The sequence below is a fragment of the Pseudomonas sp. HMSC067G02 genome, from assembly GCF_001813485.1.
In the GTDB taxonomy this organism is placed as follows: domain Bacteria; phylum Pseudomonadota; class Gammaproteobacteria; order Pseudomonadales; family Pseudomonadaceae; genus Pseudomonas; species Pseudomonas aeruginosa.
Genome location: NZ_KV812700.1, coordinates 131,660 through 143,826, shown reverse-complemented (window position 1 = coordinate 143,826; position 12,167 = coordinate 131,660). Strand labels below are relative to the sequence as shown.

Here is a 12,167-nt window from a genome sequence, read left to right as displayed (position 1 = left end):
TTCCTGGCTTTCAGCGATTACCTTGAAAGGTAATTTAGGGTAATTGAAAAGGTAATTTTTCTGTAACTTATTGATTTTTAAGGGGGTTGTGAATTGAGGGGCTTACCTTCGAGAAAGGTAATTCGATTACCTCAAAATTACCATATTATTACCTTTAAGAATTTTTCATAAGATATTGAAATTAAAGGTAAAAATTCATTTCTCAAGGAGAGATTACCAAAATTACCCCATTTCAATGGGTCAACATGAAATCCGGCTGTTTCCCTGGGACGGCAGGTTTGACGGCAGGCTTCCAGGCTCTCTCGCACACGCTGGGAACACTCTGGGAACAAACGCGAGTGAAAATGGACACTAGGGCCCAGGAATAATGCGGCCTCCAGCGAGGTTGGGGCGTTTCACATGAGTTCGAATCTCACCGCCTCCGCCATATCCGCGTACTGAAAAGCCCCGCTGAGCGGGGCTTTTGCATTTTCGGGGCGCCGCTCTTCCGCACTTCCGGATCGTTTCCGCAGCCTGCCCGGCGTCGATTCGATGACTCTCCGATTTCGTCGGGTAATGGCTTCAGATCACGAAGAAGCCGTGGGTTCCGTCGCGACCGAGTTGTTCCACCAGGCCGAACTCCCAGTCCAGGTAGCCCTGCATCGCTTCGCGCGGATTGTCGGTACCTTCGTAGGGGCGGCGGTAGCGGTCGATGCGCGGCGACGCCAACAGGCTTTCGCCGTCTTCCGTCGGCAGGCCCGCGGCGACCCAGGCGTTGGTGCCGCCGTCGAGAAGGAACACCGGCTTGCCGCTGAGTGCCTGGACTTCCGCCACGGCGAAGCGCGCCAGCAGGCTGCTGCCGCAGGTGAGTACGTAGCGCTCGGCCGTGCCCAGCCGTTCCAGTGCCTGCTTCAACTGGCTGCGCAATACCCAGGCGGCGCCGGGGATGTGGCGTTTCGCATAGTTGGCGCTGGCGGTGAAGTCGAGCACCCGGGTGCCCGGTTCGCCCAGCCAGGCGGCGAGGGTGGTCGGGTCGATGGTGTCGGCCCGGGGTTGCCCCGGCAGCGGCGCGCTCCAGGCGCCCCTCTCGCTGAAGTCGGCGTCGGAGAGTCCGTCCAGTACCGCGACCTGCCAGCCCATCTGGGCCAGCCAGGAGGCGCTCATGTTGGCGCGTACGCCATCGTCGTCCACCAGTACCAGGCGCGCGCCGCGCACGCTGGCGACATGGTCGGTTTCCTGAACCAGCTGGCCACCGGGCGTGGAGCGGGAGCCAGGCAGGTGACCGGCTTCGTATTCCTCGGGCGTGCGTACGTCGAGCAGGTAGGTGGTGCGGTCGTGCTCGTCCTGCCATTGGGCCAGACCGGCCAGGTCGAGGCGTTCGACGCCGGCGCGGTCGGCGACGGCACGGGCGCGCTGGGCGGCGGCCTTGCGAGTGTCCTGCGAGATCGCACCGAAGCGTCGCGTCTGGCCGTGTTCCAGTTGCTGACCGGCCAGCGTCCAGCCGATGGTGCCGTTGCGTAATGCCGCCACCGGGTTGGGGATGCCGGCGTTGAGCAGCGACTGGGTACCGATGATGCTACGAGTGCGCCCGGCACAGTTGACTATCACCCGGGTGCGCGGGTCCGGCGCCAGTTCGGCGACGCGCAGCACCAGTTCGGCGCCGGGCACGCTGATGCCGCCGGGGATACTCATGGTCTGGTATTCGTCGAAACGACGGGCATCCAGGATCACCGCGTCGGCCCTGGCGTCGAGCAAAGTCTGTACTTCCTCCGCGGCCAGCGATGGCGTGTGGCGCTCGGCCTCCACCAGTTCGCCGAAGGCCTTGCTCGGCACGTTCACATCCCTGAACAGCTCGCCGCCGGCGTTGCGCCAACCGGACAGGCCGCCATCGAGCAAGGCCACGTCGCTGTAGCCGAGGTCGAGGAGGCGTTGCGCGGCGACCGGCGCCAGGCCTTCGCCGTCGTCGTAGACGGTAATCGGCGTGTCGCGGCGCGGCACCCGGGCATGGATCTCCAGTTCCAGCCTGGACAGCGGCAGGTTGACGGCGAACAGGGGATGGGCCTGGGCGAACGGGTCCTCTTCGCGCACGTCGAGCAGCGCCAGCTCCCGGCGGGCGAGGAGAGCGGCGCGGATATCGTGAAAGGTGCGTACGGCGATCTGGCTCATGCGGGGTTCTCTTTCGACAGGTCCCAGATATTGGGCAAGCGGCTGTTGGAATAGCCGGAAATGAAGGGTTTTTCCTCACCTTCGGCGCTGAACACGGCACGCCGTACCGCACCGATATTGGCGCCGTAGACGTGGATACTGATGGATGTGCGGTCGCTGAAGGCGTTGCTCACCTGGTGCACGTCGCCAATGCGTGGCGACAGCGCTTCGACCTCGCCGGGCTCCAGGCGTCGACGGGCTCCGCTGGGATGCGGACGCCCCCCCGCATCGAAGGCGTACGGCTGCGAGTATTCGGCCCCGCGGAGCATGCCGATCAGGCCCCAGACCCGATGATCGTGTACCGGTGTGATCTGGCCCGGCCCCCAGACGAAGCTGACCACCGAGAAGCGCTGCCGTGAGTCGACATGCAGCAGGTACTGTTGGTAGCGCTGTGGATCGGGGCGGGCGCAGTCTTCCGGCAGCCAGTCGTCCTGGCGCACCAGCTCGGCCAGCAGGGGGGGGGCTTGGGTGAGCAGGGTGGATTCGTCGGGACGGCTGTCGAGCAGTGTCGCCAGCTCGCCGATGAACTGGCGCAGGCGGTCGAGGCGCAGGATGGATGACATGCGGGGATTCACTCCGGGAAGTTCTGGCGGTACGGTAGCAAACGCTTTTTTATTCCTGAAATGCATTTTGAATCTAAGCTAATATGCGAGAAATGCAATTGGTGCCGGCCCCATGAAAATCGATGACATCGACGCCTTCGTCGCGGTGATCCGCAACGCTTCCCTGAGCCAGGCCGCCGAGAGCCTGGGCCTGACCCAGTCTGCGATCACCCGGCGGGTACAGAGCCTGGAGGAGTCCCTCGGAGTGGCATTGCTGGACCGCAATACCAAGCCGCTCAAACCCACCGCCAGCGGACTGCGGGTCTACGAACAGTGCCGGCGGGTGCTGCGCGAGGTGGATGGCCTGCGCGAACTGGTGGCCGGCGACGCCACACCAAGTGGCGTGCTGCGCCTGGGCGTGCCGCAGAGTATCGGCGAGGTGGTGTTGCTGGATGCCCTTCGGCGGCTGGCCGACGAGTACCCGGAGCTGCGCGCGCAGGTCGGCACTGGCTGGGGCAGCCATTTGCTGGCGCGCCTGGAGAATGCCGAACTGGACGCGGCAGTGGTGTTGTTTCCGCCAAGCAAGGTGTTCCCCGAAGAACTCGGCGCCACGCCCCTAGGGCGCATGGAACTCTGCGTGGTGGTCGCCCGCGACAGTGCCATCCAGGCGCGACGCCTGCTCGATTGCTACCACCATGGCTGGGTGCTCAACCCCGATGGCTGCGGCTTCCGTGCCGGCCTGCAACGGGCCCTGGCCGATCAGGGCCTGGGCCTGCAACTGAACCTCGAGACTTTCGGCAGCGAGCTGCAACTGGGCCTGGTCGCCGCGGGCCGGGGTCTCGGCCTGGTGCCGGCGCCGGCCCTGGCGCGTAGCCGCTACCGCGATCAGTTGCAGGTGCTGCAATTGGAGGATTTCCAGCCGCTGATCCAGCTCTGGCTGGTGCGTCCGCGCCTGCTGGGCAATCTGGAGACGCCGGCACGGCTGTTCGGCAGGGCGGTGGCCGAGGGGTTGGATATGCAAGCCGGTTGAGTAGCGGCGCCGGGAGATCCCCGGGAGACGGGAGCGTGAATGAGAAGGGGCTGCAGTCGGGATCAACATTCCCCTGCGAGCCCCTTTTCGCTTCAGAGGGAAGAGGGAGCGAGGGCGGCTACGCATAGTGTCCGCCTTGGGAAACGCAAAGACGGAAAAGCTAAATATGCGTGTTTAGCATATTAAGATATGACAAAAATGAATTTCCATCATGTAGTTTCAGCCTGTAGCTTCTAAGAAAAGCACCCATGCAGATGTTTTTCTTATAACGACAGCCGCCAACCTTATCAGTCGAGCGGCCCAGGCGAGGGCAACAGCGTGAGCGTGGAAATTCTCGGCATGATCACCGCCACACCGAGTTCCGAGGTGGACCAGCCGTTGGGGGAGGCTGTGGACGCCGGTTTCGTCCGGCGTTTCGCCCAGGCCCATGAGGACGCCGGCTTCGACCGGGTGCTGGTGGGGTATTTCAGCAATGCCGCCGAGGGCGCGGTGGTCAGTTCCTTCGTCGCCGCTGCCACCCGGCGCCTTGGCGTTCTCCTGGCCTATCGCCCGGGGGTGATCGCAGCGCCGCTGGCGGCACGCCAACTGGCCACCCTGGATCAGTTCAGCGAGGGCCGCCTGGCCCTGAACGTAGTCAGTGGTGGTAACGACGAGGACCTCGCGCGCGATGGCGACTACCTCGACCATGACCGCCGCTACGCCCGTACCGACGAATACCTGCAAGCCCTGCGTGCTATCTGGACCGCCACGGGACCGGTGGATTTCGACGGCGAGTTCTATCGTTTCCAGGGCGCCTCGCCAGCGGTGCGCCCGCGCCAGTCGCCGCACATACCGATCTATTTCAGTGGCTCCTCCGACGCAGCCATCGAGGTCGCCGCCAGGCACGCCGACACCTACATGCTCTGGGGCGAGCCGCTGGCCGCGGTCGACGGGCATATCCGCCGAGTGCGCGCCGCCGCCAAGGCCCAGGGACGCGATCCGCGCTTCTCGGTGTCATTCCGGCCGATCGTCGCGGATACCGAGGAGGCCGCCTGGAAGCGTGCCGCCGAGGTGCTCGAACAGGTCCGCGAGAACCGTGCGCGCCTCGGTCTGCCGCTGCGCGACCACCAGCCGCAGAACGTCGGTTCGCAGCGCCTGCTGGCCGCCGCCGAGCAGGGCGAGGTGCTCGACAGCCGTTTGTGGACCGGCGTGGCCCGGCTGACCGGGGCGCGCTGGAACTCCACCGCCCTGGTAGGCACCCCCGAGCAGGTTGCCGCTGCGCTTGGCGAGTACTACCGGCTGGGCGTCTCGACCTTCCTGATTCGAGGCTTCGATCCGCTCGGCGACGCCGTGCGCTACGGCCAGGGCCTGATTCCCGCCATACATGACCATATCGCCCGCCTGCCGCTGTTGCGGCACGCCGGTTGAGGAGCTCCGATGAAACTCAAGCAATACCTGCTAACCAGCTTCGCCACGCTTCTGCTCGGTGCCTCCCTGGCCCAGGCCGCAGACCTGCCGACGTTGCGTGTGGGCGACCAGAACTACTACAACGTGCGGGCTTCAATGGAGGCCTCGGGAGTTCTCGAAGGCGCGCCTTACCAGGTCGAATGGAAGCATTTCCAGTCCGCCGCGCCGGTGGCCGAGGGGTTGCAGGCCGGAGCGCTGGACCTGGGTTTCCTCGGCGACTCGGGCTTCATCTTCCTCGCCGCCAAGGGTGCGCCGGTGAAGCTGGTCGGCGTCTCGCGGCAGAACCTCGATACCATAGCCCTGCTGGTGCCGAAGGATTCTCCGGTGCGCAGCATTGCCGATCTCAAGGGCAGGAAAGTCGCCTACTGGCCCGGTGCCTGGAGCCAGCAACTGACCTTGCGCGCGCTGGAGAAAGCCGGCTTGCCGAAGGACTACGTGGAGTTCGTCAAGCTGATGCCGATCGACGCCGCCGCCGCCTTGCCGCGCGGCAGCATCGATGCCTTTCCGGTGTGGGAGCCGTATATCTCGCAGCAGATCGTGGTTTCCGGCGCACGGCCGATTCTCACCGCCCGCGACCTGATGCCGGGGCTGTCCAGCATCGCCGCCAACGCTGCTTCCATCGAGCCCAGGCGCGCGCAGATCGCCGACTTCCTCGGCCGCCTGCGCAAGGCACGGGCCTGGGTCGAGGCACACAAGGAGCAGTACGCCGACCTCTGGGCGCAGAAGGCCAATCTCGACCGGGCAGTCTCCCGCCATTGGATCGGCCAGGCCGGCATGAGCGTCGGCCCGGTAGACGCCCAGGCCGCCACCGACTACCAGGAGACCGCGGATTTCCTGCTGCAGACCGGTGCCTTGCCCAAGCCGTTCGACACTTCCACGGTGATCGACACGTCCTTCAACGAAGCCTTCCACTGAGTACGGACCATGAGCATCCAGTTTCTCGGCATGATCGGCCATCGCCTGGCCTCGGAGACCCTCGCGCCGGTCGGACCTATCCTCGACAAGCCTTACATCGCCGCTTTCGCACGCGCCCACGAAGAGGCCGGCTTCGATCGAATCCTGGTCGGCTACTGGTCGGACCAGCCGGATGGATTCCTGGTGGCCGCCGCCGCTGGCCTGGCCACTTCCCGGATCGGTCTGCTGCTGGCGCACCGCCCCGGTTTCGTCGCCCCGACCCTGGCCGCGCGCAAGCTGGCGACCCTCGAACACCTCCTCGACGGGCGCCTGGCGGTGCATATCATCAGCGGCGGCAGCGACGCCGACCAGCGCAAGGACGGCGATTATCTCGACCACGACCAGCGCTATGCCCGCAGCGACGAATTCATCGAACTGCTCAAGCGCACCTGGACCAGCACCGAACCCTTCGATTTCCACGGCGCGTACTACCGCGTGGAGCACGCCTTCTCGGCCATCCGTCCACAGCAGAAACCGCACATTCCGGTGTATTTCGGCGGCTCCTCGGAAGCCGCGCTGAAGGTCGCCGGCAAGCAGGCCGATGTGTTCATGCTCTGGGGCGAACCCCTGGCACAGGCCGCCGAAACCATCTCCGCTGTGCGCGAACAGGCGCGCTCGAATGGTCGCGAAGTGGAATTCAGCCTGTCGTTCCGGCCCATCCTCGGGCGCACGGAGGACGAGGCCTGGGCCAAGGCCGAGGCGATACGCGCAAGCGCCGGCGCGCGCCTGGGCGAGGCCGGCTTCCCCAAGGGCAAGCCGCAGAGCGTCGGCGCCCAGCGTCTGCTCAAGGCGGTGGAGCAGGGCGAGCGCCTCGACGAGCGCCTTTGGACCGGAATCGCCAGGCTGGTCGGTGGCGGGCACAACTCCACCGCCCTGGTCGGTACCGCGGAACAGGTGGCCGACGCGCTGCTCGCCTACTACGACCTGGGCGTGCGCAATATCCTCATTCGCGGTTTCGATCCCCTCGCCGATGCCGTGGAATATGGCCGCGAGCTGATCCCGCTGACCCGCGCCAAAGTCGCCGAGCGCGAGCGCCGGCGCGCCACGGCCTGATCCCATGGCCGTCCTGCAGACTCCCTCGGCGGCGTTCGACGAATGGCTGCCGGAACTGACCCGGCAACTGGCGGAAAGCGCCGATGCCCATGACCGCAGCGGAGATTTTCCCCATGCCAACCTGGCCCTGCTGCGACACCACGGACTGCTCGCCCTGGCCTTGCCGCCTGCGCTCGGCGGTCCCGGCGCCAGCCTCGGCGAGCTGCGCCGGGTAATCGGCGCGGTGGCTCGTGGCGAACCCTCCACGGCCCTGGTGCTGTGCATGCAGTACCTGCATTTGCGGCGCCTGGCCGATAACCCCGATTGGCCCGGCGCGCTCAAGCGGCGCGTGGCGCGCGAGGTGCTGGAGCAGGGGGCGTTGATCAATAGCCTGCGCGTGGAGCCCGAGCTGGGTTCGCCGTCACGCGGCGGTCTGCCGGGTACGCTGGCGCGGCGTGTCGGCGACGGCTGGCAGCTGTCCGGGCACAAGCTCTACACCACCGGCATTCCCGGCCTGACCTGGCTGGCGGTATGGGCGCGCAGCGACGAGCCGATCCCCCGCGTGGGTACCTGGCTGGTGCGCCGCGACAGCCCAGGCATCCGTATCGTGGAGAGCTGGGACCATCTGGGCATGCGCGCCAGCGGCAGCCACGAGGTGCTCTTCGAAGAGGTGGCGGTGCCTCTGGAAAACGCCATCGGCCTGCATCCCCACGACCAGCCTCCGGCGCCGGACCAGGCCGTGCTGCGCGACTTCGCCCAGGCTAGCGCGGTATTGCTTGGCGCGCTCTACGACGGTATCGCCGGGAGCGCCCGCGAGTGGCTCGTCGGCTGGCTGCGCGAGCGCGTGCCGGCCAGTCTCGGCGCGCCGTTGGCGAGCCTGCCGAGGATGCAGGAGGCGCTCGGCGGGATCGACGGCCTGCTCCTGCAGAACCGCCTGCTGCTCGATGCCGCGTGCTGCGGACAGTTGCCCGCCAGCGACTCCGGGCTGCTCAAGGTCGCGGTCATCGACAACGCGTTGGCGGTGGTCGAGAAGGCCCTGGAACTGAGCGGCAACCACGGCCTCAGCCGGCACAATCCGCTACAGCGGCACTACCGCGACGTGCTTTGCGGACGTGTCCACACGCCACAGAAAGATAGCGTCTGGAGCGCGGCGGGGAGGGCGGCGCTGAGTCTTTGAAACGTACCTCCCACGATTCTCGACCCTGGCCTTGTCGGCGACCGCACCGGCGGAACGGATAGCCCAGGATAGCCCCGGCTCCGTGCGGAGCTGCCTGGAGATTGCCCATGAAACGACCCCTGTGTGTGCTTGCCGGCCTGCTGGCCGCGACCCTGCTGGCTGGAGCCGCCAGCGCCGCCGACCTCATCAGCCTGCGCCTGGGCGATGTGAAGGGCGACCGCTACGCCGCCCTGCGCGCGTCCGGCGAGCTCGACGACCTGCCGTACAAGCTGGAAATGTCGGCGTTCCCCTCCGGTGCACCGGTGCTCGAGGCGCTCAACGCCGGGGCCCTGGACATAGGCTTTACCGGCGACATCCCGTTCCTCTTCGTCTACGCTGCCGGCGCGCCGCTCAAGGCGGTGGGCGCCTGGCACTTCAACCCGGCGACCGTGGCGCTGGTGGTCGGCAAGGACTCGCCGATCCGTTCGGTGGCCGGCCTCAAGGGCAAGCGCATTGCCGTCAATCGCGGCGGCTGGGGGCATTTCCTCGCCCTTGGCGCGTTGCGTCGCGCCGGCCTCGGACCGCAGGACGTAAGCTTTTCCTTCCTTGGTCCGGTGGACGGCCGCGCCGCCCTGGTGCGTGGCTCGGTAGACGCCTGGGTGCCCTGGGAGCCCTATACCTCCAGCGCCGTGCTGCTCGATCAGGCGCGGGTCATCGACAACGGTGCCGGGATCATGACCGGCTACTCCTATGCCCTGGCCAGCGACGCTGCGATCGCCCGCAAGAAGGCCGCGATCAGCGACCTGCTGACCCGCCTGGCGCGTGCCCAGGCCTGGGCCCTGAGGCACCCGGAGGCGTTCGCCGAGGCCCTGGCCAAGGATCTGAACATGCCGCGCGAAGTCACTCGGCGCTGGGTTGGCGAGGCGCGCATCAGTCCTGTGGTCTTCGGTCCGGAGGTTGCCGCCACCCTGCAGACCGCCGCCGATTTCTTCCATGCCGAAGGCGTGCTGCCGAAGTCGCTGGAGGTCGCCCCGGCGTTCGACTTCAGCCTGTCCGCTGGTGCCGCCGAAGTGGCCCGCCAGTTGCCCGCCGACCTCCGCGTCGGCCAGCGTTGAGGAGTTACGGAATGCGTCAGACCCTGAGCCTGTTCCTGCTTCTCTGCCTGCTCGTCGGCCAGGCCTGTGCCGACGAGCGCGTGACCCTGCGCCTGGCCGACCAGAAGGGCAACATGCGCGCCCAGTTGGAGGCTGCCGGCGCGCTGGACAACCTGACCTACGACATCCGCTGGTTCGAATTCCCCGCCGCCGCCCCCCTCGCCGAAGCACTCAATGCCGGTGCGGTGGATGCCGGCATCATCGGCGACGCGCCATTGCTCTTCGCCCTGGCCGCCGGTGCCCGGCTGAAGGCCATCGCCGTCGACAAATCCGATCCCTACGGTACCGCCGTGCTGGTGAGAGGGGATTCGCCGTTGCGCTCGGCCAACGACCTGAAAGGCCAGCGCATTGCCACCGGGCGCGGTTCCATCGGCCACTTCGTCGCGCTCAAGGCCTTGGCCTCGGTCGGGCTGGGCGAGAAGGACGTCGAATTCCGCTTCCTCGGCCCGGTGGACGCGAAAATGGCCCTCGCCAATGGTTCCGTGGATGCCTGGGCGACCTGGGAGCCCTACACCGCGTTCGCGGAGACCGCCGACAAGGCTCGGGTACTGGTCGACGGTCGCGGCCTGTGGGCTGGCAACAGCTTCCTCGCTGCTACCGATAGCGCACTGGCCGACCCGGCGAAACGCGCCGTGCTGCAGGACTACCTGCAACGCCTGGCCAGCGCCCAGCGCTGGGCGTACCTGCACCTGGACGAGTATTCGCGAAGCCTGGCGCAGATCATCGGCTTCCCCGAGGACGCCGCGCGCTTGCAGTTCGAACGCCGGCGCTTGCGTTGGCAGGCGCTGGATGAGCGAACGCTCGGCCAGCAGCAGGAGACCGCCGATTTCTACCAGGCCCATGGATTGATTCCGCAGCGCCTCGATGTGCGGCCGACCTTCGCCAGCGGCTTTGCGGTCAGGCAGGCGTCGGATGCGGATATCCGGTAGGCGCTGCCCGGGCATTAATTGATAACTATAAGTTATTTATAGATTGTTTTTTATTCCAATAATCTATCCGTTCCGTCGCCGGCAGCTGGAACTCCCGTCCCTGCGGGCGCTCGCACCTATCCCAGGAGTCATCGCATGTCTCGTCCGTTCCTGCGTCGCTTGGCCATCGTGTTTGCCGCTTCCGCCGTCCTGTCGGGCATTGGTGGCGCACATGCCGAGGAGGTCCTGCGCATCGGCTTCCAGAAATCCTCGACTCTGCTGACCCTGATCCGCAGCCAGGGCACCTTCGAGCGCGAGTTGGCCAGGCAGGGCATCCGGGTGTCCTGGCATGAGTTCCCCAGCGGCCTGCCGTTGCTCGAATCGCTCAATGTCGGCAACGTCGATCTCTCCGCCGACGTCGCCGACACCGTGCCGGTGTTCGCCCAGGCGGCGGGTGCTCGCCTGACCTACTTCGCCCGCGAAACACCTTCGCCCGCGGCGCAGGCGATACTGGTCGGCGAACATTCGCCGCTGAAGTCCCTGGCCGAGCTGAAGGGCAAGCGCATCGCCGTGACCAAGGCCGCCGGCAGCCACTACCTGCTCATCGCCGCGCTGGCCAGCGCCGGGCTTGAGTTCTCCGACATCCAGCCAGCCTACCTGACGCCAGCCGACGGCCGCGCCGCCTTCGAGAACGGCAAGGTCGACGCCTGGGTGACCTGGGACCCCTACGTGGCAAGCGCCCAGCGCCAGCAACGCGCGCGGGTACTGGCCGACGGCCAGGGCCAGGCCAGCTACCAGCGCTACTACCTCGCCTCCAGCGACTACGCCAGGAAACATCCTGAAGTGCTCCAGCAGGTCTTCGCCGAACTGCAGCGCACCGGGCGCTGGCTCAAGAGCCACCCGGCCGACGCGGCCAAGGTGCTGGGGCCGCTGTGGGGCAATCTCGATGCCGCTACCGTCGAGCAGGCGAATGCGCGGCGCAGCTACGACGTACAACCGGTGAGCGCAGATGGTCTCGACGAGCAACAGCGCATCGCCGACGCCTTCCACGCCCAGGGACTGCTACCCAAACCGGTGGATACGCGCGCCGTGGAGGTATGGCAGCCGCGGCACTGAGCGACGCAGCTGCCCTGTGATGCGCGGCACCGGCGGCCAGCGTAGCTTGCCGCTGGCGCGCGTCCTTCAGGCCAGCCCATAGCTGATCTGCTCGGCCTTGACGTGGAACGCCTGCTCACGGCTCGGAAGATGCTGGTTGGCATCGGCGTTGCCCTGGCGCAGGCGTTCGGACCTCAGCGTTGGCAGGCGGAACACATCCTGCCGCTCGGTCTGCAACGCATTGCCGCGCATCAGTTCCATCAACGGAACCTGCATGGCCGGGGTGCTCTGGCCGAGGAAGTAGTTGGGCACCTCGTCGCACCACAACAGCATGTAGTCGCTCACCGCGTCGTGCTCGGCGTCGAGCACCACGTACTCGACGCGATGGCGCAGGACCACTTCGGCGTCGATGCTCCAGCGGGTGTCCACGGTGAACAGCGGAACGTGCTTTTCCACGTCCACCAGCAGGCCATTCACCGCCTTGCAGCCGGACTTGCGGCAGGCCACGTGGTAGCGCTTGTCGGGGAGGGGGTGACGCGCCACCACGTCGCGCCCGCCAAGCAGGTGCAGGTCGAACTCCTTGATGCGGATGTCGATCAGCTCGCACGGCAGGTCGAACCCCGCAGGCGTCAGCAGCCTGGGGCAGAAATGGATAAGCATGGTTTT

At 66.5% G+C, this 12,167-nt stretch carries 11 protein-coding genes; 8 read left to right on the top strand and 3 right to left on the bottom strand.

The window, feature by feature from the left end:
• Positions 1-561: 561 nt before the first annotated feature.
• Positions 562-2,145: a rhodanese-related sulfurtransferase gene (locus HMPREF2914_RS21735; protein ID WP_023091682.1), complete on the bottom strand. Its 1,584-nt coding sequence runs from the start codon at positions 2,143-2,145 to the stop codon at positions 562-564.
• Entirely contained in the window at positions 2,142-2,747 is a 606-nt protein-coding gene (locus HMPREF2914_RS21730; protein ID WP_003090384.1) for a 3-mercaptopropionate dioxygenase, read from the bottom strand. The genes HMPREF2914_RS21735 and HMPREF2914_RS21730 overlap by 4 nt, the downstream gene beginning before the upstream one ends.
• Before the next feature lie 112 nt (positions 2,748-2,859).
• Between HMPREF2914_RS21730 and HMPREF2914_RS21725 the strand changes: the two genes are divergently transcribed.
• From HMPREF2914_RS21725 to HMPREF2914_RS21690, 8 genes are all read left to right on the top strand, one after another.
• Positions 2,860-3,756 carry a LysR family transcriptional regulator gene (locus HMPREF2914_RS21725; protein ID WP_003090383.1) on the top strand — a complete coding sequence of 299 codons (897 nt, stop codon included), beginning with the start codon at positions 2,860-2,862 and terminating at the stop codon, positions 3,754-3,756.
• A gap of 339 nt (positions 3,757-4,095) precedes the next feature.
• Entirely contained in the window at positions 4,096-5,163 is a 1,068-nt protein-coding gene (locus HMPREF2914_RS21720) for an LLM class flavin-dependent oxidoreductase (protein WP_003130938.1), read from the top strand.
• 9 nt (positions 5,164-5,172) lie between these two features.
• Positions 5,173-6,117 carry an ABC transporter substrate-binding protein gene (locus HMPREF2914_RS21715; RefSeq protein ID WP_003130939.1) on the top strand — a complete coding sequence of 315 codons (945 nt, stop codon included), beginning with the start codon at positions 5,173-5,175 and terminating at the stop codon, positions 6,115-6,117.
• 9 nt (positions 6,118-6,126) lie between these two features.
• Positions 6,127-7,209, top strand: a complete 1,083-nt coding sequence (locus tag HMPREF2914_RS21710) for an LLM class flavin-dependent oxidoreductase (RefSeq protein WP_009314104.1) — start codon at positions 6,127-6,129, stop codon at positions 7,207-7,209.
• Positions 7,210-7,213: 4 nt separating this feature from the next.
• The gene (locus tag HMPREF2914_RS21705; RefSeq protein WP_003090379.1) at positions 7,214-8,365 is read left to right on the top strand and encodes an acyl-CoA dehydrogenase family protein; all 1,152 of its coding nucleotides are present in this window, start codon (positions 7,214-7,216) and stop codon (positions 8,363-8,365) included.
• Positions 8,366-8,472: 107 nt separating this feature from the next.
• A complete protein-coding gene (locus HMPREF2914_RS21700) occupies positions 8,473-9,459 on the top strand; it encodes an aliphatic sulfonate ABC transporter substrate-binding protein (RefSeq protein WP_003113358.1) in 987 nt (328 codons plus the stop codon).
• 11 nt (positions 9,460-9,470) lie between these two features.
• Positions 9,471-10,427 carry an ABC transporter substrate-binding protein gene (locus HMPREF2914_RS21695; RefSeq protein WP_003090373.1) on the top strand — a complete coding sequence of 319 codons (957 nt, stop codon included), beginning with the start codon at positions 9,471-9,473 and terminating at the stop codon, positions 10,425-10,427.
• A 135-nt stretch (positions 10,428-10,562) separates the two neighbouring features.
• Positions 10,563-11,522, top strand: coding sequence for an aliphatic sulfonate ABC transporter substrate-binding protein (locus HMPREF2914_RS21690; RefSeq protein ID WP_023091685.1), 960 nt, complete (start codon positions 10,563-10,565; stop codon positions 11,520-11,522).
• Between the two features lie 66 nt (positions 11,523-11,588).
• On the opposite strand, the gene qteE is transcribed toward HMPREF2914_RS21690, so the two are convergent.
• Positions 11,589-12,161 carry a quorum threshold expression protein QteE gene (gene qteE, locus HMPREF2914_RS21685; RefSeq protein ID WP_003090369.1) on the bottom strand — a complete coding sequence of 191 codons (573 nt, stop codon included), beginning with the start codon at positions 12,159-12,161 and terminating at the stop codon, positions 11,589-11,591.
• Between the last annotated feature and the right edge of the window lie 6 nt (positions 12,162-12,167).